14 protein-coding genes are annotated in these 21,163 nt (G+C 74.2%); 4 read left to right on the forward strand and 10 right to left on the reverse strand.

Annotated elements, in window-relative coordinates; all coding sequences use genetic code 11:
• Positions 1-315: 315 nt before the first annotated feature.
• The 4 genes from tyrS to O3T09_RS09805 all read right to left on the reverse strand — a co-directional run bounded on the left by tyrS (position 316) and on the right by O3T09_RS09805 (position 6,973).
• On the reverse strand, positions 316-1,659 hold the full coding sequence (tyrS, locus tag O3T09_RS09790) for a tyrosine--tRNA ligase (protein ID WP_070708495.1): 1,344 nt from the start codon (positions 1,657-1,659) through the stop codon (positions 316-318).
• A gap of 69 nt (positions 1,660-1,728) precedes the next feature.
• The gene (locus tag O3T09_RS09795; RefSeq protein WP_269295517.1) at positions 1,729-4,017 is read right to left on the reverse strand and encodes a HelD family protein; all 2,289 of its coding nucleotides are present in this window, start codon (positions 4,015-4,017) and stop codon (positions 1,729-1,731) included.
• Positions 4,018-4,185: 168 nt separating this feature from the next.
• Positions 4,186-5,646: an argininosuccinate lyase gene (gene argH, locus O3T09_RS09800; protein ID WP_063190210.1), complete on the reverse strand. Its 1,461-nt coding sequence runs from the start codon at positions 5,644-5,646 to the stop codon at positions 4,186-4,188.
• Positions 5,647-5,731: 85 nt separating this feature from the next.
• Complete coding sequence (locus O3T09_RS09805; protein WP_063190209.1) at positions 5,732-6,973, reverse strand: argininosuccinate synthase; 1,242 nt, start codon at positions 6,971-6,973, stop codon at positions 5,732-5,734.
• Positions 6,974-7,596: 623 nt separating this feature from the next.
• Here O3T09_RS09805 and rpf point away from each other — a divergent pair.
• Complete coding sequence (rpf, locus tag O3T09_RS09810; RefSeq protein WP_078025584.1) at positions 7,597-8,556, forward strand: resuscitation-promoting factor Rpf; 960 nt, start codon at positions 7,597-7,599, stop codon at positions 8,554-8,556.
• 114 nt (positions 8,557-8,670) lie between these two features.
• On the opposite strand, the gene argR is transcribed toward rpf, so the two are convergent.
• From argR to argC, 6 genes are read right to left on the reverse strand one after another with little or no spacing between them, the layout of a single operon-like run.
• The gene (argR, locus tag O3T09_RS09815) at positions 8,671-9,159 is read right to left on the reverse strand and encodes an arginine repressor (RefSeq protein ID WP_049147960.1); all 489 of its coding nucleotides are present in this window, start codon (positions 9,157-9,159) and stop codon (positions 8,671-8,673) included.
• Entirely contained in the window at positions 9,159-10,118 is a 960-nt protein-coding gene (gene argF / locus O3T09_RS09820; protein ID WP_049147959.1) for an ornithine carbamoyltransferase, read from the reverse strand. Before argF ends, argR begins: the two co-directional genes overlap by 1 nt.
• Positions 10,115-11,401, reverse strand: coding sequence for an acetylornithine transaminase (locus O3T09_RS09825; protein WP_049147958.1), 1,287 nt, complete (start codon positions 11,399-11,401; stop codon positions 10,115-10,117). The genes argF and O3T09_RS09825 overlap by 4 nt, the downstream gene beginning before the upstream one ends.
• Positions 11,398-12,384, reverse strand: coding sequence for an acetylglutamate kinase (gene argB, locus O3T09_RS09830; RefSeq protein ID WP_179288539.1), 987 nt, complete (start codon positions 12,382-12,384; stop codon positions 11,398-11,400). Before argB ends, O3T09_RS09825 begins: the two co-directional genes overlap by 4 nt.
• 11 nt (positions 12,385-12,395) lie before the next feature.
• On the reverse strand, positions 12,396-13,556 hold the full coding sequence (gene argJ / locus O3T09_RS09835) for a bifunctional glutamate N-acetyltransferase/amino-acid acetyltransferase ArgJ (RefSeq protein ID WP_135019467.1): 1,161 nt from the start codon (positions 13,554-13,556) through the stop codon (positions 12,396-12,398).
• Positions 13,553-14,593: an N-acetyl-gamma-glutamyl-phosphate reductase gene (argC, locus tag O3T09_RS09840; RefSeq protein ID WP_036315659.1), complete on the reverse strand. Its 1,041-nt coding sequence runs from the start codon at positions 14,591-14,593 to the stop codon at positions 13,553-13,555. The genes argJ and argC overlap by 4 nt, the downstream gene beginning before the upstream one ends.
• A gap of 102 nt (positions 14,594-14,695) precedes the next feature.
• On the opposite strand from argC, the gene O3T09_RS09845 reads away from it, so the two are divergent.
• The 3 genes from O3T09_RS09845 to O3T09_RS09855 all read left to right on the forward strand — a co-directional run bounded on the left by O3T09_RS09845 (position 14,696) and on the right by O3T09_RS09855 (position 21,163).
• Positions 14,696-15,697, forward strand: a complete 1,002-nt coding sequence (locus O3T09_RS09845; RefSeq protein WP_036315656.1) for a quinone oxidoreductase family protein — start codon at positions 14,696-14,698, stop codon at positions 15,695-15,697.
• Positions 15,698-15,818: 121 nt separating this feature from the next.
• Positions 15,819-19,826 carry a Pls/PosA family non-ribosomal peptide synthetase gene (locus tag O3T09_RS09850; protein WP_041104187.1) on the forward strand — a complete coding sequence of 1,336 codons (4,008 nt, stop codon included), beginning with the start codon at positions 15,819-15,821 and terminating at the stop codon, positions 19,824-19,826.
• Positions 19,823-21,163 (forward strand): M1 family metallopeptidase, encoded by a 1,341-nt coding sequence (locus tag O3T09_RS09855; protein ID WP_136940068.1) that lies wholly within the window; start codon positions 19,823-19,825, stop codon positions 21,161-21,163. The genes O3T09_RS09850 and O3T09_RS09855 overlap by 4 nt, the downstream gene beginning before the upstream one ends.

Genomic DNA, 21,163 nt, shown 5'->3' on the forward strand with positions numbered 1-21,163 from the left:
ACCCGGTGAGCACCACCCGCCCTGGACCTGCCATTCTCGGCATGAATCCGCGGATTCTGTGTTCTTCACCCCGCCTCCCGGTCACCCGGTCGGCGTCTTGAGCACGAGATGGAACTCTACACACGAACCCCACCGAACACAAAATCAAGGGTGACACCCGGCGGCCACGCATGAAAAAGGGCCCCGTTCTCCGCAGAATCCTGCGGAGAACGGGGCCCTGTGCTCCTCCCGTGGGCGGTTTCTCCGCCGTCGTCGCCCGTCGTGTCCTCGGTCACTTCTGGCGAGCCGGTGGACACCGGTGGTCTGCGGCCGTGGTCAGGCCTCCCCCAGGTCCGCGCCCGCCATGTTCTTCTTGCCCCGGCGCACCAGCAGGTGCCGGCCGGCGAAGGCGTCGTCTCGGGTGAACACCTGGTCGGCATCCGTCACCCGCACGTTGTTCACCGACGCGCCGCCGTCGCGCACCGTCCGACGCGCCTCGGAGCGCGAGGCGACCAGCCCGGTGGAGACCAGCAGCTCGACCGCGGTCACGGTGCCCGGCTCCCCCTCCCACTGGGTCCGGTCGGCCTGCGGCAGCTCGGCCAGCACGGCGGTCAGCGTGTCCGGGTCCACCGTGGTGAGGTCGCCGCCTCCGAACACCGCCTGGGAGGCCTCGATGACCTTCGTCGTCGTCTCCTCTCCGTGGGCCAGCGCCGTGACCTCCCACGCCAGGCGCCTCTGGGCTTCCCGGCGGAACGGCTCGTCGGCCACCTTCTGCGCGTACTCCTCGATCTCCGCGCGGGTCAGGAACGTGAAGACCTTGAGTCGGTCGACGACGTCCGCGTCCGCCGTGTTGAGCCAGAACTGGTAGAAGGCGTACGGGGAGCACATCTCCGCGTCGAGCCAGACGGCGTTGCCCTCGGACTTGCCGAACTTGGTGCCGTCCGCGTTCGTGATCAGCGGCGTGCCCAGCGCATGGGCGTGGGTCCCCTCCACCTTGCGGATCAGCTCGGTGCCGGCGGTGAGGTTGCCCCACTGGTCGGAGCCGCCGGTCTGGAGGGTCACGCCGTGCCGGCGGTGCAGCTCGAGGAAGTCGTTGCCCTGCAGCACCTGGTAGGAGAACTCCGTGTAGGAGATGCCCTCATCAGAGTTCAGGCGCTTGGCCACGATCTCCTTCTTCACCATCGTGCCGACGCGGAAGTTCTTGCCGACGTCCCGCAGGAAGTCCAGCGCGCTCATGCCCGCGGTCCAGTCCAGGTTGTTGACCATGGTCGCCGCGTTCTCCCCCTCGAAGGAGAGGTACGGCTCGATCTGCGCGCGCAGCGACTCCACCCACGCCGCCACGGTCTCCTGCGAGTTCAGGACGCGCTCCGAGGTCTGCCGCGGGTCGCCGATGAGGCCGGTGGCGCCGCCCACGAGGGCATACGGGCGGTGGCCGGCGAGCTGCAGGCGGCGCAGTGTGAGCAGCTGGACCAGGTGTCCCAGGTGGAGAGACGGAGCGGTCGGGTCGAAGCCGCAGTAATACGAGACGGGCTCCCCGGCCAGCGCCTGTTCCAGCGCGGCCTCGTCCGTCGAGACGTGCACGAGCCCGCGCCAGCGCAGCTCCTGCCAGACGTTCTCGAAGCTCGGGTCGTTCGCCTGTGCGCGCAGTCGGGCCGCGCGCTCCTCGTTCTGGGGTGCCATAGCCCCCAGCCTAGCGACGCGCCCGCGCGCCTCCGCGACGCCGTGCACGTGCGACGTCGCCCGCGGGGCTCACTCCGGGACGTCCGCCAGCCCGGCCGGCAGCGCGGCCGCGTCCGTCCCGGCGACGACGGACAGCGACTGGGTGGCGCGGGTCATCGCCACGTACAGATCGCCCACCACGCCGCGCGCGTCGGCCACGATCCGCTCGGGCGAGACGAGCACGACGGTGTCGAACTCCAGCCCCTTGGTCTCCCACGGGGTGGCGACGACGATCTCGACGCCGGGCAGCGGCGCGGTGTCCACGGCCGCCTCCCCCCACCGCTCCCGGAGGGCCGTGAGCAGCTCCCCCGTCCGCTCGGCGGGGGCGATCACGGCGGTCAGGGCCTCGGGCACGCGGTCCCGCTCGACCTCGACCGCGTCGGGGGCCAGGGCCGCGACGTCCCCGCCCGGCTCCGTCACCAGGCGCGGGCGGTGGTCGCCCTCGCGCACGGCGCGCGGATGGGAGACCTCGAGCCCGGCCGCCCGTGCGACCTGCGCGGCCCAGCGCATCACGCGCGCGGGCGAGCGGTAGTTCACGGTCAGCTCTTCCAGGCGCCAGCGGTCCCCGAACTCCGGGGCGAGGACGGACGCCCACGAGCCGGCCGCGTCACGACGGGAGGACTGCGCGATGTCGCCCACGATGGTGAACGACTTCATCGGGCAGCGGCGCGCCAGCAGGCGCCACTGCATCGGAGAGAGCTCCTGGGCCTCGTCCACCACCACGTGCCCGTACGTCCAGGTGCGGTCGTGGGCCGCGGTCTCGGCGGTGGTCCGTCGCACCCCGCGTGCCTCATTGGCCGCGGCCAGCTGCTCGGCGTCCACGACGCCGTCGACGCCCAGGTCCGCGAGCGTCTGGTGCATGTTCTCCAGGGACGCCCTGGCGTTCTCGAGGTTGCGCTCGTGCTGGGCCGCGAACTCGCCGCCCCGGCCCGGGGTGTCGAGGCGTCCGAGCAGCTCGGCCGCCTCGTCCAGCAGGGGCACGTCGGCCTCGGTCCAGGGGGCGTCGGCCGGCCGCAGGAGCGTGCCGACCTCGGCGTCGGAGAGCCACGGGGCCGCCGCCCGGAGCAGGTCCTCCCGGGTGAGGAGGTCGCCGATGAGCTTCTCCGGCGTCAGCGGCATCCAGCAGAGGTTGAGCGCGATGCGCACGTCGCGCGAGGTGCGCACGTCCTCCAGCAGGAGGTCACGCTGCACCGGGGCGCCCGAGGACTTCTCCAGCTTCTTGCGCAGCTTCTCCGCGAGCTCGCGGACGAGGATCTTCACGAACGTCACCCGGGCCTCGTTGTGGGGCTTGCGGGTGGCCCGTGCCTTGTCCCGGGCGCGCCGGACCATGGCCGGCTTGAGCTTGACGGCCGTGCCGTCGATCATCAGGCGCCGCGGCTCGACGAGCAGGCGCTGGCGCTGCGCGACCGCGTGGGCGACGGCGTCCACCATGTCCAGCCGGCCCTTCACCGCCGCCGCGTCGAGGTCCCGCTCCGGGACGGCCCGCACGCCCGGCATCAGCGTCCCCAGCGAGGACATCACGACACCCGTCTCGCCCAGCGAGGGCAGCACCCGCTCGATGTACCGCATGAACGCGGTCGAGGGGCCGACGATCAGCACGCCCGAGCGGGCGAGGCGCTCCCGGTGGGTGTACAGCAGGTAGGCGGCGCGGTGCAGGGCGACGGCGGTCTTCCCCGTGCCGGGCCCGCCCTGCACCACGACCGCCCCGGGCAGGGGCGCGCGGATCACCTCGTCCTGCTCCGCCTGGATCGTGGCGACGATGTCCCCCATCCGTCCCGTGCGTCGGGCGGTGACGGCGGCCAGCAGCGCACCCTGGGCATCGGCGCGCACGCCGTCCTCGCCCAGCAGCGTCGGGTCCAGGATGTCGTCCTCGAGGTCGCGCACCTCGCGCCCCCGCAGCATCAGGTGACGACGACGGCGCACGCGGCCCCGGTGGGCCGCCGTCGCCTGGTAGAAGGCGCCGGCCTCGGCCGCGCGCCAGTCGACGAGGAGGCGCTCGTGGTCCTCGGTGGTGAGGCCGATGCGCCCGATGTACCGCTGCTCGTCGGCCCCACCCTCCCGCTCGGCGTCGAGGTCGAGCCGGCCGAAGACGAGGCGGTCGTCCACGGCGTAGAGCTGGGCGAGTCGGTCCTCGTAGAGGCTGGCGAAGGCGTCGCGCTCGGAGTGGTTCTGCAGCGACCCCTGCGGGCCGGTCCGGCGCACGGCCGCGAGCTGGCGCTCCTTCTCCTCACGCAGGGCGTCGAGGCGGGCGTACCGCTCGGCGACCCGACCCCGCTCGAGGTCGAGCTCGGACTGGCGGACGGACACGGTATCGGTCATCGGGGGCCCTCGCGGTGCGGTGAGAGGCGGACCACGCTGCGGCCCGCCCGGCGGAAAAGTGACCACCCATGCTACGCCGACCGCGGTGAACGGCGGGTGACGCGGCGGTGCCCTGCCGGGCACCGCCGCGTCCGGCCCGGCCGACGCCGACTCGACCGGGCGACCGCGTCAGCGGGCGTCGACGACGGAGCCCGGCGTGTCGGCCCAGCGGCGCAGCGGTTCCAGGGCGTCCTCGAGCGCCCCGATCTGCGCCGCGACGGCCGTCGGCGCGGTCCCGCCCTGGGCGTCGCGAGAGGCGAGCGAGCCCTCCGTGCTGAGCACCTCGCGGACCTGCGGGGTCAGCGCCGGCGAGATGGCCGCGTACTCATCGTCCGTGAGGTCCCACAGCTCCACGCCCCGGGCCTCGGCCGCCTTCACGGCCTCGCCGGACAGCTCGTGGGCCTCGCGGAACGGGACCCCCTGGCGGACGAGCCACTCGGCGACGTCGGTGGCCAGCGCGAAGCCCTGCGGGGCCAGCTCCGCCATGCGCTCCGTCTGGAACTCGAGGGTGGCGATCATCCCGGAGACGGCGGGCAGCAGCAGCTCGAGGGTGTCCGCGGCGTCGAAGACGGGCTCCTTGTCCTCCTGCAGGTCGCGGTTGTAGGCCAGCGGCATGCCCTTGAGCGTGGCCAGCAGCCCCGTGAGGTCGCCGATGAGGCGGCCGGACTTGCCGCGGGCCAGCTCGGCGACGTCCGGGTTCTTCTTCTGCGGCATGATCGAGGACCCTGTGGAGTACGCGTCGTGCAGCGTCACGAAGCCCGCCTCCTTGGTGGCCCAGAAGATGACCTCCTCCGAGATGCGGGACAGGTCGACGCCGACCATCGCGGCGACCCACGCGAACTCCGCGTACACGTCGCGGGCGGCGGTGCCGTCGATCGAGTTCCACACGGCCGACTCGAAGCCGAGCTCGGTGGCCACGGCGTTCGGGTCCAGACCCAGGGAGGAGCCTGCCAGGGCCCCGGAGCCGTACGGCGAGACGGCCGCGCGCGCGTCCCAGTCCACGAGCCGCTGCAGGTCCCGCGCGAACGCCCAGGCGTGCGCGAGCAGGTGGTGCGAGAGCAGGACGGGCTGCGCGTGCTGCAGGTGGGTGCGGCCCGGCATCGGCGCGTGCGGGTGCGCCCGCGCCTGATCGAGCAGCGCGTCCACCGTGGCGATCACGCCCCGCGCGATGATGCGGGCGTGGTCGCGCAGGAACATCCGGCCGAGGGTGGCGACCTGGTCGTTGCGGGATCGGCCGGCCCGCAGGCGGCCGCCGAGCTCGGGACCGGCCCGCTCGATGAGGCCGCGCTCGAGCGAGCCGTGCACGTCCTCATCGGACGCCGCCGGGGTGTAGGCACCGGAACGCACGTCCGCCTCGAGACGGTCGAGGGCCGCGATCATCCCGTCCAGGTCGTCCGCACTGAGCAGACCGGCGGTGTGCAGCACCCGGGCGTGGGCACGGGAACCCGCGATGTCATAGGGCGCCAGGCGCCAGTCGAAGTGCGTTGACTTGCTGAGCGCGGCGAGCGCCTCGGAAGGGCCGCCGGCGAAGCGGCCGCCCCACAGGGCGCCCTCGTTGGTCCCGTGGCGGGCATCGGTGTTCTCGGTCATCGAAGGTCTCCTCGAGGTCGGTGACAGGCCGACGGCGGCCGGCCCGGTCGCGGGCGGGCCGCCGTCGTGCACGGGGCGTGCGGGGTCAGTCGTTGGACAGGCGGGCGACGTCCTGGAGGTCGTCGCTGCCGCGCAGGCGCTGCTCGCGCTCGGAGGCCGTCTTCGCGGACAGGCCGAAGATGTCGATGAACCCGCGGGCCGAGGACTGGTCGAACGAGTCGCCCTCGTCGTACGTGGCGAGGTTGAAGTCGTACAGGCCGGTCTCGGACCGGCGACCCTGCACCGTGGCGCGGCCGCCGTGGAGCTCCAGGCGGATCTCACCGTTGACGTGCTCCTGGGTCGCGTCGATGAACGTGTCCAGGTTCCGCTTCAGCGGGGAGTACCACTGGCCGTCGTAGACCAGCTCGGTCCACCGCTGGTCCACATGCTTCTTGAAGCGCGCCTGTTCACGCTCCAGGGTGACGTTCTCGAGCTCACGGTGGGCCGCGATCAGCGCCATGGCCCCCGGTGCCTCGTAGATCTCGCGGGACTTGATGCCCACGAGGCGGTCCTCGACGATGTCGATCCGGCCCACGCCCTGGGCACCGGCCCGGCGGTTGAGCTCCTCGATGATCTCCAGCGGGCTCAGCGCGCGGCCGTCGAGGGCCGTGGGGACGCCGCGCTCGAAGGCGATCGTGACCACGTCCGGCGCCGGCGGGAAGGCGGGGTCGTCCGTGTAGTCGTAGACGTCCTTCGTGGGGCCGTTCCAGATGTCCTCGAGGAAGCCGGTCTCGACGGCGCGGCCCCACACGTTCTGGTCGATCGAGAACGGGTTCTTCTTGGTGGTGACGATCGGCAGGTCGTTGCGCTGGGCGTACTCGATGGCCTTCTCACGGGTCAGGGCGAGGTCGCGCACCGGGGCGATGCACTTCAGGTCGGGCCCGAGGGTCTGAATGGAGACCTCGAAGCGGACCTGGTCGTTGCCCTTGCCGGTGCAGCCGTGCGCCACCGTCGAGGCGCCGAACTGGCGGGCCGCCGCGACCAGGTGGCGGGAGATCACCGGGCGCGAGATCGCGGAGACCAGCGGGTAGGCGTCCATGTAGAGGGCGTTGGCCTTGAGCGTGGGCATGCAGTACTGCTCGGCGAACTCGTCACGCGCGTCGGCGACGTAGGCCTCGACGGCGCCGCAGTCCAGGGCGCGCTGGCGGATCGTCTCGAGGGACTCGCCCCCCTGGCCCACGTCGACCGCGACGGCGACGACCTCGGCGCCCGTGGCCTCGGCGATCCAGCCGATGGCCACCGAGGTGTCCAGGCCGCCCGAGTAGGCAAGGATGATGCGTTCCTTCACGTTTTCTCCTCTTTATATAGGGGGGGTCTCCCAGCGCGGCACGTGGCCGTCGGAGGCGTGCTCGGTGGCGATCCTACCCGGATCTTGAATAAATATGCAACTGACGGAATATCAGCTCCCGATGGCCCCTGTGCAGCCCCTCTGCGCCGACAGCGACGGCCACGGGCGACCATCGCTCCGCCCTCGAATCCCGGGTCGAACGCGACTCAGGTCACGGCCTCGGCCGTCGATCGTGACCTTCGCCCATGCCCCTGTGACGGAGGTTGTCCACACCGGCGGATCAGACACCATGACAGCAAATCCGACCAGTAGCGTGCATTTCATCCACGCGCCCACGACTCTAGGGATCGATTCGTCACCCGTTCTCAAATTTCAGACAGACGGGCAAGAATCCGTCGACCCATGATTTGACGCGAGGGGGGCTCCCGTCGTTGACTCTTCCGTAGCCGATTCGTGATCGAACCGTGATCTGACCGAGAGGTCGGGGACGGGGAGGCCACGACATCGAACCCCCTCCGACGGTCGCCCGCTGCTGGGTCGTCTCGAACCGACGGAGGGCATGACCCGACCAAGGAGAAGGACGACCCCGGTGCGCCTCGGCCGCCGATCAGCGAGGACTCGCCATGGACACCATGACTCTCTTCACCACTTCCGCCACCCGCTCCCGCCGTGCCACCGCCTCGATCGTCGCGGGCATGACCCTCGCCGGCGCCGCCGCCGTGGGCTTCTCCGCCCCGGCCCAGGCCGCCACCGTGGACACCTGGGACCGCCTCGCCGAGTGCGAGTCCAGCGGCACCTGGGACATCAACACCGGCAACGGCTTCTACGGCGGCGTGCAGTTCACCCTGTCCTCCTGGCAGGCCGTCGGCGGCGAGGGCTACCCGCATCAGGCCTCGAAGGCCGAGCAGATCAAGCGCGCCGAGATCCTCCAGGACCTGCAGGGCTGGGGCGCCTGGCCGCTGTGCTCGCAGAAGCTGGGCCTGACCCAGGCTGACGCGGACGCCGGCGACGTGGACGCCGCCCCGGTCGCCGTGGAGCGCACCGCCACCGTGCAGCGCCAGTCCGCCGCGGACGAGACTGCTGCCGACCAGGCTGCGGCTGAGCAGGCTGCTGCCGACCAGGCCGCGGCTGAGCAGGCTGCTGCCGACCAGGCCGCGGCCGAGCGCTGGGCCGCCAAGCAGGCTGCTGCCGACCAGGCCGCCGCCGAGCGCTGGGCCGCCAAGCAGGCTGCTGCCGAGCAGGCCGCCGCCGACAAGGCTGCCGCCCAGCGTGCCGCCGCCGCGGAGAAGGCTGCCGCTCAGAAGGCCGCTGCCGCTGAGAAGGCCGCCGCTCAGAAGGCTGCCGCCGCGGAGAAGGCCGCCGCTCAGAAGGCTGCCGCCGCGGAGCAGGCCGCTGCCGCGGAGCAGGCCGTCGTCGCCGAGGCCGAGACCATCGTCGTCAAGTCCGGTGACTCCCTCTGGAAGCTCGCCAACGAGTACGAGGTGGAGGGTGGCTGGACCGCCCTCTACGAGGCCAACAAGGGCGCCGTCTCCGACGCCGCCGTGATCTACGTCGGCCAGGAGCTCGTCCTGCCGCAGGCCTGAGACGCCTGACCGGTCCCCCGGACCGGTACCACACGAGGAAGGCCCCCGCCGTCGGCGGGGGCCTTCCTCGTGCCTGGTGCCCGTCACCCGCGCGGGCGGGGCCGGACGGGTCGGTTAGCCCGCCAGACCCAGCAGGTGGGCCGCGACGGCCGGGGCGGACGTGGTCCCCGTGGTGATGAGGAGGATGGTGTCGTCGCCGGCGATCGTGCCCATCACGTGCTCCACGCGCGCCTGGTCGATCACGCTGGCCAGGAACTGCGCCGCACCCGGGGGCGTGCGCAGGACCACGAGGTTCGCCGTGGGCTCGGCGGAGACGAGCAGCTCGCGGGCCATGCTCGCCAGCCGGTTCAGCTGCGCGTCCGAACCGCGGCCCGGCACGGCGCCGTCGTCGCCCTCCGCCGGCAGGGCGTAGACCATGCCGGCCGGCCCGCGCGTCCGCACCGCGCCGAGGTCCACCAGGTCCCGCGAGAGCGTGCCCTGGGTGACGGACAGCCCGCGATCGCCCAGGGCGTCCGAGAGTTCGGCCTGGGAGCGGATGCCCCGGGTGGCCAGGATTTCCCGGATCGCGGCCTGACGGGCGATCTTCGTCGTGGGGGCGGCCATCAGCGCGGCTCCTCGGCCAGGCCGGAGCGGTACAGCAGCCAGGCGATGAGCGCCTTCTGCGCGTGCAGGCGGTTCTCGGCCTCGTCGAACACCACGGACCGCGGCCCGTCGATCACCTCGGCCGTGACTTCGTAGCCCCGGTACGCGGGCAGGCAGTGCAGGAAGATCGCATCGTCGGCCGCCCGCGCCATCGCGGCGGCGTCCACCTGGTAGTCGCGGAACAGCGCCAGGCGGGCCTCCTTCTCCTCCTCCTGGCCCATGGACACCCACGTGTCGGTCACGACGACGTCCGCGCCCGCCAGGGCCTCCACCGCGTCCGTCGTGACGAGGACGGAACCGCCCGTCTCCGCCGCCCGCTGTCGGGCAGCGGCCACGACGTCCTCGGCAGGCAGGTGCCCCTCGGGTCCGGCGACCCGCACGTGCATGCCGGCCGTCGCGCAGCCGAGCAGGTACGAGTGGGCCATGTTGTTCGCCGCGTCCCCCAGATACGCCAGAGTGCGGCCCGCCGTGCCGTCGAGGTGCTCGCGCACCGTCAGCAGGTCGGCGAGGATCTGACAGGGGTGGTAGTCGTCGCTGAGCGCATTGACCACGGGCACCGAGGAATGGGCGGCCATCTCCTCGAGGCCGGCCTGGGCGAACGTGCGCCAGACGATGACGCCGACCATCCGCTCCAGCACGCGGGCCGTGTCGGCCACGGACTCCTTGTGGCCCAGCTGCGACTCCCCCGGGTTCACGATCAGCGGCGTCCCGCCGAGCTCGGCGATGCCGGCCGCGAACGAGACGCGGGTGCGCGTGGAGGTCTTGTCGAAGAACACGATGCCGGTCCGGGGCCCGGCCAGCGGGCGGTGCCGGAACCGGTCGGCCTTCATCTGCGCGGCGAGGTCGAGCACCTCGGCCTGCTCGGCCGGGGTGAGGTCCGTGTCCACCAGGAAGTGGCGGACGGCGGCAGCGGGGGTCATGGGCGGTCTCCTTCGGCGGGGGTCAGGGCGGCGGCCACGAGCCCGGGCAGGGCCGCGGCGAAGCGCTCGAGCTCGGCCACGGGCACGGTCAGCGGCGGGGCCAGGCGCAGGGTGGAGGGGCCGGTGGCGTTGAGGATCCAGCCCGCCTCGAGGCCGGCGGCGACGACGGCGGGGGCCAGCCCGCCGGCCGGGGCCGGTCCCGCGGGGTCGGCCAGGTCGACGCCGATCCACAGGCCGTGACCGCGGACCGCGGCCACCTCGGGCAGGTCCTCCAGCAGGGCGGCCACGGCCTCGCCCGCGGCGCGGACGTGGCCGAGCAGGCCCTCGTCCTCGACGGTCTGGAGCACGGCCAGGCCCGCGGCGGTGGCCAGGGGGTTGCCGCCGAACGTGGTGCCGTGCTGGCCGGCGGTGAGCAGCCCGGAGACGGCGGGGCCGACGCACACGAGCGCCCCGATCGGCACGCCGCCGCCCAGTCCCTTCGCCAGGGTGAAGGCGTCGGGCACCACCGGCTCGGCCGCCCCGGTGACGGCCGGGTTCTGGAAGCCGAACCACGTGCCGGTGCGTCCCACGCCGGACTGCACCTCGTCGAGGATCATCAGGGCGCCGGCCTCGCGGGTCGCGGCCCGCACCTCGGCCAGGTAGCCGGCCGGCCAGCCGTGCACGCCGGCCTCGCCCTGGACCGGCTCGAGGATGACGGCGGCGACGGTGGCGCCGTCGTCGTCCGGGGCCAGGGCCGCCCGCAGGGCCGCGGCGTCCCCGCCCGGCACGTGCTCCACGCCGCCGGGCAGCGGCTCGAAGGGCGCCCGGTAGGCCTCCTTGTGCGTGAGCGCGAGGGCGCCCATCGTGCGGCCGTGGAAGGCCCGCTCGAGCGCGATCACCCGCGTCCGGCGGCCGGACGGGTCGTCCGCACCGTGGCGGCGGGCGAGCTTGAACGCGGCCTCGTTGGCCTCCGTGCCGGAGTTCGCGAAGAACACGGTGGAGCCCGCGGGCGCGCCGGCCAGCTCCAGCAGGCGCTCGGCCAGGCGGATCTGCGGCTCGGAGGTGAAGAGGTTGGACACGTGGCCGAGCGTGGCGACCTGCTCGGACACCGCCCGCACCAGCGCCGGGTGGCCGTGGCCGAGCGCGTTCACGGCGATGCCGGCCAGCAGGTCCGTGTAGCGCCGGCCGTCGGCGTCCCACACGTGGACCCCCTCGCCGCGCACGAGCACGCGGGTGGGGCGGCCGAAGACTCCGGTCAGGGCGGCGTGGTAGCGCTCCAGCAGCGCGGACTGGTCGGTGCTCATGCGTCCTCCTCGGGGGTGGTCGGGGCGGTGGGCTCGGCGTCGGGCACCACCTGGGTGCCGACGCCCGCAGAGGTGAAGACCTCGAGCAGCATCGAGTGGGGGCGGCGGCCGTCCACGACGTGGGCGCGCTGCACGCCGGCGTCCACGGCCGCCAGGCACGCGGCCATCTTCGGGATCATCCCGGAGGCCAGGGAGGGCAGCAGCGCGCGCAGCTGGGCGGCGGTGAGCGAGCTGATGAGGGAGTCGCGGTCCGGCCAGTCGGCGTAGAGGCCTTCGACGTCGGTGAGCAGCACGAGCTTCGCGGCGCCGAGGGCGGCGGCCAGGGCCGCGGCGGCGGTGTCCGCATTGACGTTGAGGACCTGCCCGGTGGGCTCGCCGTCGTCGTTGATCTCGGGGGCGACCGACGAGACCACGGGGATCCGCCCGGACTCGATCACGTCGAGGATCGCGGTCGGGTCGACTCCGGTGACCTCTCCCACGAGGCCGAGGTCCACCTCCTGGCCGTCGACGACGGCGCCCGTGCGGCGGGCGCGCAGCAGCCCCGCGTCCTCGCCGGAGAAGCCGACGGCGTACGGGCCGTGGGAGTTCACGAGGCCGACCAGCTCGCGGCCCACCTGTCCCGTGAGCACCATGCGGACCACGTCCATGGCCTCCTCGGTGGTCACGCGCAGGCCGCCGCGGAACTCCGAGGCGATGCCGAGGCGGTCGAGCATCGCGTTGATCTGCGGGCCGCCGCCGTGCACCACCACGGGGTGGACCCCCACGTGGTGCAGGAACACGATGTCCTCGGCGAACGCCCGGCGCAGCTCCTCCGACACCATGGCGTTGCCGCCGTACTTGACGACCATGACGGTGCCGGCGAACCGCCGGATCCAGGGCAGGGCCTCGACGAGGACCTCCGCCTTGGACTCGGCGCGGTCGAGCCGGTCCGCGGTGGACAGGACGGGCGCGGCCGCCGTGGCCGGATCGGTGTGCGGGCTCATGCTGGGGGTCCTCACGTGGAGTAGGCGGAGTTCTCGTGGACGTAGTCGTGCGTCAGGTCGTTGGTCCAGACCGTGGCCTCGGCGTCGCCGGCGTGCAGGTCGACCTCGACGAGCACCTCGCGGGCCGAGAGGTCCACGCGGGAGCGGTCCTCTCCCACGCCGGAGGCGCGGCACACCTGGACGCCGTTGAAGCGCACGTCGAGGGCGTACGGGTCGAAGGCGGCGACCGACTCCGGGACCGTGCCGACGGCGGCGATCACGCGTCCCCAGTTCGGGTCCTGGCCGAAGATCGCGGTCTTGAACAGGTTGGAGCGGCCGACGGCGCGCGCGACGGCCTCGGCCGCCTCCTCGGTCTCGGCGTGGACCACGCGCACGGCGATGTCGTGCCGGGCGCCCTCGGCGTCGGCGACGAGCTGGCGGGACAGGTCCGCGCAGACCTCGTGGAGGGCCGCGGCGAACGCCTCGGGCTCGGGCGCGGTCCCGGACGCGCCCGAGGCCAGCAGGATCACGGTGTCGTTGGTGGACATGCACCCGTCCGAGTCGACCCGGTTGAAGGTGGCGCGCACGGCCTCGCGCAGGGCCGCGTCGAGGGCGGGTGCGGGGACGTCGGCGTCCGTGGTGATGACGCTGAGCATCGTGGCCATGCCGGGTGCCAGCATGCCCGCCCCTTTGGCCATGCCGCCCACGGTGAAGCCCGCGCCGCGGGCCACGGCGGTCTTGGCCACGGTGTCCGTGGTCTTGATCGCGACGGCGGCGTCCTCGCCGCCGTCCGGACTCAGGGCGGCGACCGCCTCGGCCACGCCCGCGGTGAGCGTGTCCATCGGCAGGCGCTCGCCGATGAGGCCGGTCGAGCAGACGAGCACGTCGTCGGCGGAGGTCCCGAGGGCCGCGGCCGCGTGCTCGGCGGTGCGACGGGCGTCCTCGAGGCCCTCGGCGCCGGTGGCCGCGTTGGCCCCGCCGGAGTTCAGGACGACCGCGGTCGCGCGACCGTCCCGCACGGCGCGGCGGGTCCAGACCACGGGGGCGGCCGCCACCCGGTTCTCGGTGAGGACGGCGGCGGCCGCGTCGCGCGGGCCCTCGTTGACGACGACGGCGACGTCGGGCGTGCCCGAGGCCTTCAGCCCCGCGGTGACGCCGGCCGCCCGGAACCCCTGTGCTGCGGTGACGCTCACGGCGCGACCCCCTGCTGCTCGAGCCCCGCCTGCTCCGGCAGGCCCAGGGCGATGTTCATGGACTGCACGGCGCCGCCGGCCGTGCCCTTGGTGAGGTTGTCGAGCGCCGCGCAGACGATCACGCGGCCGGCCCGCTCGTCCACGGCGAGCTGCAGCTGCACGTGGTTGGAGCCGAGGACCGCCTTCGTGGTGGGCCACTGTCCCTCGGGGAGCAGGTGCACGAAGCGTTCGCCGCCGTAGGCCGCGGCCCACGCCGCGCGTACGTCCGCGGCGGCGACGCCGGGACGCAGGCGCGCCGTGGCTGTCGCGAGGATGCCGCGCGACATCGGCGCGAGCGTGGGCGTGAAGGAGACGCGGACCGGCTCGCCGGCCGCCTGGGCCAGGCCCTGCTCGATCTCCGGGGTGTGCCGGTGCCCGCCGCCGACGCCGTACGGGCTCATCCCGCCCATGACCTCGGCGCCGAGCAGGTGCGGCTTCAGCGCCTTGCCCGCCCCGGAGGTGCCCGAGGCGGCGACGATCACCACGTCCTGCGGCTCGAGCAGCCCCGCGGCGAAGCCGGGCGCGAGGGCGAGGATCGAGGTGGTCGGGTAGCACCCGGGGACGGCGATGCGGCGGGTGCCGGCGAGTCGCTCGCGCTGACCGGGCAGCTCGGGCAGGCCGTAGGGCCAGGTCCCGGCGTGCGCGGTGCCGTAGAAGGCCTCCCAGTCCGCGGCGGACTCGAGGCGGTGGTCGGCGCCCGCGTCGATCACCAGGGTGTCCGGGGAGCGCTCGGCGATCTCGGCCGCGAGCGCCCCGGAGGCCCCGTGGGGCAGCGCGAGGATCACGACGTCGTGACCGGCGAGGACGTCCGCGGTGGTCTCGGCGAGGACGCGGTCCGCCAGGGCGTGCAGGTGCGGCTGGAGGGCGCCGAGGCGCTCCCCCGCGTTCGAGTGGGCCGTGATGGCTCCGACGGTGACGGACGGGTGGCCGGCGAGCAGGCGCAGGGCCTCTCCCCCGGCGTAGCCGCTGGCTCCGGAGACGGCGACGGTGTGGGTCATGGCCCCATCCTAGCGTAGATATGCGTTGCACGGAATATCTATGCGGTGCCTCGGGTCCCCCGGGACGGGCCGGATGTCCGGGCCCGCTCCTAGAGTGGGGCCATGACCACTGCGAACACCCCCGCCGTCCCCCGCACCCACCACGCCGTCGTCGTGTCCGCCACGGGCGGCCCCGAGGTCCTGCAGTGGACCGAGACGGAGGTGCCCTCTCCCGCACCGGGGCACGTGCTGGTGCGGACCGCCGCGGCGGGCCTGAACTTCATCGAGACGTACCAGCGCTCCGGGACCTACGCGATGGACCTGCCCTTCACCCCCGGCACGGAGGGCTCCGGCGAGGTCGTCGCGCTCGGCGAGGGCGTGGACGCCGCGCTCCTGGGGGCCCGTGTCGCCACCGCGACGGCCACCGGTGCGTACGCCGAGCACTTCACCGCCCCCGCGGATCGTCTCCTCGCCGTCCCGGAGGGCATCGACCTGGCCGAGGCCGCCGCCCTTCCGCTGCAGGGCATGACGGCCCACTACCTCTGCCGGTCCACCTTCCCGGTGGAGGAGGGCCACACGGTGGTCGTGACGGCCGGTGCCGGCGGCGTGGGGCTCCTGCTCACCCAGCTCGCGACGGCCCGCGGCGCCCGCGTGGTCACCACGGCGTCCACGGAGGAGAAGCGGGAGCTGTCCCGGGGCGCGGGCGCCGTCGCCGCGGTGGACTATCCGGACCTCGCCGCCACGGTGGCGGAGCTGACGGACGGCGAGGGCGCGCACGTCGTGTACGACGGCGTGGGGAAGGACACCTTCGACACCTCGCTCGAGGTGCTGCGCGTGCGCGGCACACTCGTGCTCTTCGGCGGGGCCTCCGGGCAGGTGCCCCCCTTCGACCTGCAGCGGCTCAACGCGGCCGGCTCGCTGTACGTCACCCGGCCCTCGCTGGTGCACTACACGCGCACGGGCGAGGAGACCCGCTGGCGTGGTGGAGAGGTGTTCGGGGCGTGGGCCTCCGGCGAGCTCGACGTACGGATCGGCGAGCGCTTCCCGCTGGCGGACGCGGCCGCCGCGCACGCCGCCCTCGAGTCCCGGTCGACGACGGGCAAGGTGCTGCTCACCCTGTCCTGAGCCGGACCCGCCCGGTGCCTTCCAGGCGCCCCGCGCGGCCGCGGGCGGGGCATAGAATGTCCCGCTGCGGCCTGGTCCGCGTCCGACCCTCGGTTTGCCGCTCACACCCCCGGAGGCCCCTGTGTCCCTTTCGTCCGCCGCGCCCACCCCGCCCTCCGTCCCCCTCGACCCCGCGGGCGCGCCGCATCGGCCGCAGCTGCCCGGCTCCGAGCGCACCCCGCCCGCCCGGACGCTCGTGGAGCTCTTCGACGCCACGGCGCGCGAGCACCCGGACGCGACCGCCCTGGACGACGGCGTCGAGCCGCTGACGTACGCGGAGCTGCGGGAGCGCGTCGACGAGACCGCCCGCCACCTGTGGGCCGCCGGCGTGCGGGCGGGAGACCGGGTCGGCGTGCGGATCGCCTCGGGCACGGCCGCGCTGTACGTCTCGATCCTCGGCGTGCTCGCCGCCGGCGCGGCCTACGTCCCCGTGGACGCGGACGATCCGGAGGAGCGCGCCCGCCTCGTGTTCGGCGAGGCGAAGGTGGCCGGCGTCCTCACCGACGAGCGGGTCTACGCCCCGCACCCCGAGCACACCGCGGACCCGGCCGCGGAGGCCCGCGCCCCCGGGCTCGAGGACGACGCGTGGATCATCTTCACCTCTGGCTCGACGGGCACCCCCAAGGGCGTGGCGGTGAGCCACCGCTCGGCCGCGGCCTTCGTGGACGCCGAGGCGCGGATCTTCCTGGCGGACGATCCGCTCGCCCCGGGCGACCGCGTGCTGGCGGGACTGTCCGTCGCGTTCGACGCCTCGTGCGAGGAGATGTGGCTCGCCTGGCGTCACGGTGCGTGCCTGGTCCCGGCCCCCCGCTCGCTCGTGCGCTCCGGCATGGACCTCGGCCCGTGGCTCGCCGAGCGGCGCATCACCGCCGTGTCCACCGTGCCGACCCTCGCCGCGATGTGGCCCACCGAGGCCATGGACAACGTCCGGCTGCTGATCTTCGGCGGCGAGGCCTGCCCGCCCGAGCTCGCCGCGCGCCTGGCGGAGGACGGCCGCGAGGTCTGGAACACCTACGGCCCCACGGAGGCCACCGTCGTCGCGTGCGCGGCCCCGCTCACGGGTCTCGGCCCGGTCCGCATCGGCCTGCCCCTGGACGGCTGGGACCTGGCCGTCGTCGACCCGCAGACCACGCTGCCCGTGGCCGAGGGCGAGACGGGCGAGCTGATCATCGGCGGCGTCGGCCTGGCCCGCTACCTCGACCCGGCCAAGGACGCCGAGAAGTACGCCCCCATGCCCTCCCTCGGCTGGGAGCGTGCCTACCGCTCCGGTGACCTCGTGGTCTTCGAGCCGGAGGGCCTGCTGTTCGTCGGCCGCGCCGACGACCAGGTGAAGCTCGGCGGCCGCCGCATCGAGCTCGGCGAGGTGGACGCGGCGCTCCAGGCCCTGCCCGGCGTCCACGGCGGCGCCGCGGCCGTGCAGACCACCCCGGCGGGCCACCAGATCCTCGTCGGCTACCTCGTCCCCGCGGACCCCGAGGCCGAGCTCGACCTGCACATGGCCCGCGAGCACCTCGCGGCGGAGCTGCCGGCCGCACTCGTGCCCCGGCTGGCCGTCGTGGACTCCCTGCCCACGAAGACCTCCGGCAAGGTGGACCGCCACGCGCTGCCGTGGCCCCTGCCCGGCGCCGAGGTGGACGAGGACGCGCCCCAGCCGAACGAGGACACCGCCGACGGCTGGGTGCTGCGCCAGTGGGCGGACGTGCTCGGCGCGCCCCCCAAGGACGCCGACACCGACTTCTTCGAGGCCGGCGGCGGCTCGCTCGCCGCTGCCCAGCTCGTGGCCCGCCTGCGCCTGCGCCACCCGGCCGTGACCGTCCAGGACGTCTACCGCAACCCCACCGCCGGGGCCCTCGTGGCCGCCGTCGTGGGCGACGACGGCCCCCGCGGCATCGAGGTGCACGACCGGCACGTCGACCGCACCCGCCACCGCACCCAGTGGGTCCAGACCCTCGTGGGACTGCCCGTGTTCGTCCTGCCCGCCCTGCGCCTGGGCGTGTGGACCGGCCTGGCCCTGAACCTGCTGACGCTCTCCGGGCTCGCGCCCGGGCTGCCCACCGTGCCGTGGTGGGTGCTGATCGTGGCCGGTCTGCTGGTGGTGACCGTGCCCGGCCGCATGCTGCTCACCGCCGCGACGGCCCGGCTGCTGCTGCGCGGCGTGAGCCCCGGGTCCTACCCGCGCGGTGGCCGCGTCCACCTGCGCCTGTGGCTCGCCCAGCAGATCAGCGACCTCGTGGACCCCTACTCGCTGGCCGGCGCCACGTGGGTGCCCGCCTACGCGCGACTGCTGGGCAACCGGATCGGCAAGGACGTGGACATGCACACCGTGCCACCGGTCACCGGCATGCTCACGGTCGAGGAGGGCGCCGCGATCGAGCCTGAGGTGGACCTGTCCGGCTACTGGGTCGACGGCGACGTCGTCCGGCTCGGCGAGGTGCGCATCGGCGCGGACGCCGTCGTGGGCGCCCGCTCCACGCTCCTGCCGGGCGCCCAGGTCGGCGCCGGGGCGCACGTCGAGGCCGGGTCCACCGTCGCCGGGCGGGTGCGCGGCGGCCAGCGCCACGCCGGCTCCCCCGCCGTCAAGGTGGGCAAGGTGAAGTCCCGCGGCCCCGCCGAGGCGCCGCGGGAGACCCCGGGCTGGCGCCTGATGGCGACCGTCCTCTCGACCCTCATCTCCCTCCTTCCGCTCGTCTCCGCCGCCGCGGCGGCCGCGGTGGCCGCGTGGTCGCTGACCTGGTGGCCGCCGGCCCCGGAGGCGGGGCCGCTGGCCGCCGTCGGGACCACCGCGGCGCGCCTGCTGGCCGCAAGCCCCCTGGTGGCCGGCGTCTGGTTCCTGACCCAGATGCTGCTCGTGCTCGTCACCGTGCGCCTGCTCGCGCTCGGCATCACGGAGGGGCACCACCCCGTGCGCTCCCGGGTCGGCTGGCAGGTGTGGGCCACCGAGCGCGTCCTCGACGCCGCCCGCGACCAGCTGTTCCCGATCTACGCCTCCCGCTTCACGCCGACGTGGCTGCGCCTGCTGGGCGCCGAGGTGGGCCGCGGCGTCGAGGCCTCCACCGTGGTGCTCCTGCCCTGCATGACCCGCGTGGGCGACGGCGCGTTCCTCGCCGACGACACGATGGTCTCCTCCTACTCCCTCGACGGCGGGTGGATGCACGTGGCCCCCGCGAAGGTCGGCAAGCGCTCGTTCGTGGGCAACTCCGGCATGGTGCCCGGCGGCCGCACCCTGCGCCGCGACTCGCTCGTGGCGGTGCTGTCCACCACCCCGGCCAAGACCAAGGCGGGCACGTCCTGGATGGGCTCCCCGCCCGTGCGCCTGCGCCGCAACGAGGTCACCGCAGACGCCGCCCTCACCTACGACCCGCCGGCCCGACTCAAGGCCGCCCGCACCGCCTGGGAGCTGCTGCGCGCGATCCCGGTGTGGCTGCACGTGGCCCTGTCCCTCGCCGTCGGCGCGACGCTGGCCGCCCTCATCGCGGTCGGCACGTGGGCGCTGGCCTTCGTCCTGGGCGGCGTCGTCCTGCTCGCGGCCGGCGCGGTCGCGGCGAGCCTGACCGTGCTCGCCAAGCGGGTCTTCGTCGGCCGGATCCGCGCGGGCGAGCACCCGCTGTGGTCCTCGTTCATCTGGCGCAACGAGGTCGCGGACACCTTCACCGAGTTCCTCGCCGCCCCGTGGTTCAGCCGGGCCGCGGCCGGCACCCCCGCCCTGGTCTGGTTCCTGCGCGCGATGGGCGCCCGCATCGGCCACGGCGCCTGGGTCGAGTCCTACTGGCTGCCCGAGGCCGACCTCGTGGAGCTCGGCGACGGCGCCACCGTGAACCGCGGCTGCGTCGTCCAGACCCACCTGTTCCACGACCGCGTGATGTCCCTGGACGCCGTCGTCCTGGAGGACGGCGCCACCCTCGGCCCCCACTCCGTGGTGCTGCCCGCCGCCCGCCTGGGCCGCGGCACCACCGTCGGTGCCGGGTCCCTCGTGATGCGCGGCGAGGAGCTGCCCGCCGGCACGTGGTGGCTCGGCAACCCGGTCTCCCCGTGGCGTCGTCCCGACGGCGACCCCGCCGCCGCGGCCACCCCCTCCCGAGAGGAAGCATGAGCACCGATCCCTACGTCCCGGGCGTCGGCACCGACGCCGCCACCGTCGAGCACATCGCACTGGACCTCGACGTGCGCCTGGCCGCGAACCGGGTCTCCGGCACCGCCGTCCTGCGCGTGCGCCTGACGAAGCAGAGCCGCCGCATCGAGCTGGACCTGCACCGGCTGCGCGTGTCCCGGGTGGCCGCCGTCGTCGACGGCCGCGCCGTCGCCTCCTCGTTCACCCAGCCGGGCCGCGCCCCGAGCCGCCTCGTCGTCGACCTGGACGAGAGCCGGCCGGAGGGCACGCTCGTGGAGCTGACCGTGGTCTACGCGGGCACGCCCACGCTGCGGCGCAGCCCGTGGGGCACGATCGGCTGGGAGGAGCTCACGGACGGCGTGCTCGTGGCCGGGCAGCCCCACGGCGCCTCCACGTGGCTGCCGTGCGTGGACTCCCCCACCTCCCGCTCGACGGCGGAGATCACCCTCACCTGCGACGCGGGCTACCTGCCCGTCGCCAACGGCGTGGGCGCGCCCGTGCGCACGCGCGGCTCGCGGGTCACGTGGCGGTGGCGGCTCGACCAGCGCGTGCCCGCCTACCTGCTCAGCGTGCAGATCGGCCGCTACCGGCTCGTGGACGCCGCCCCTCCCGCCGAGGGCCTGCCGCCGCTGCGCCTCGTGGTCTCCCCGCGGACCGAGCAGCGGGCCCTCCGGGCCCTTGCCCCCCAGCCGGCCATGATGGCCACGTTCATCGACGCCTACGGGCCATACCCATTCGAGGACTACACCGCGGTCGTGGCCGACGAGGAGCTCGAGATCCCGCTCGAGGCCGCGAGCATGTCGCTGTTCGGCACCAACCACCTGGACGGCTCGTGGGAGTCCGAGCGGCTGATCGCCCACGAGATGTCCCACCAGTGGTTCGGCAACGCCGTGACCCTGGGCCGCTGGTCCGACCTGTGGCTGCACGAGGGCTTCGCCTGCTGGTCCGAGTGGCTGTGGGCCGAGGCCTCGGGGCGGTCCAGCATCACCTCGATGGCGCGGCGGGCCTGGCAGAAGCTGGCCGCGCACCCGGTGGAGCAGGCGCTGGCCGAGCCCGGGCCGGAGGAGATGTTCGAGGACTGGGTGTACAAGCGCGGCGCGCTCACCGTGGAGGCGCTGCGGCACCTGCTGGGCACGGACCTCTTCGGCTCCATGCTGCGCGCCTGGGTGCGGGAGCACCGGTTCGGCACCGTCGACTCCCTGGGGCTGCGCACGCACGTGCACGCGTGGGCCCCGCACGCCGGGGTGAGCCGAGCGCAGGTGGACGAGCTCTTCGACGCGTGGACGCTGCGGCCCGAGCTGCCGCCGTTCCCGGGCTGA

Source organism: Micrococcus sp. H39-S4 (genome assembly GCF_027158145.1).
In the GTDB taxonomy this organism is placed as follows: domain Bacteria; phylum Actinomycetota; class Actinomycetes; order Actinomycetales; family Micrococcaceae; genus Micrococcus; species Micrococcus luteus.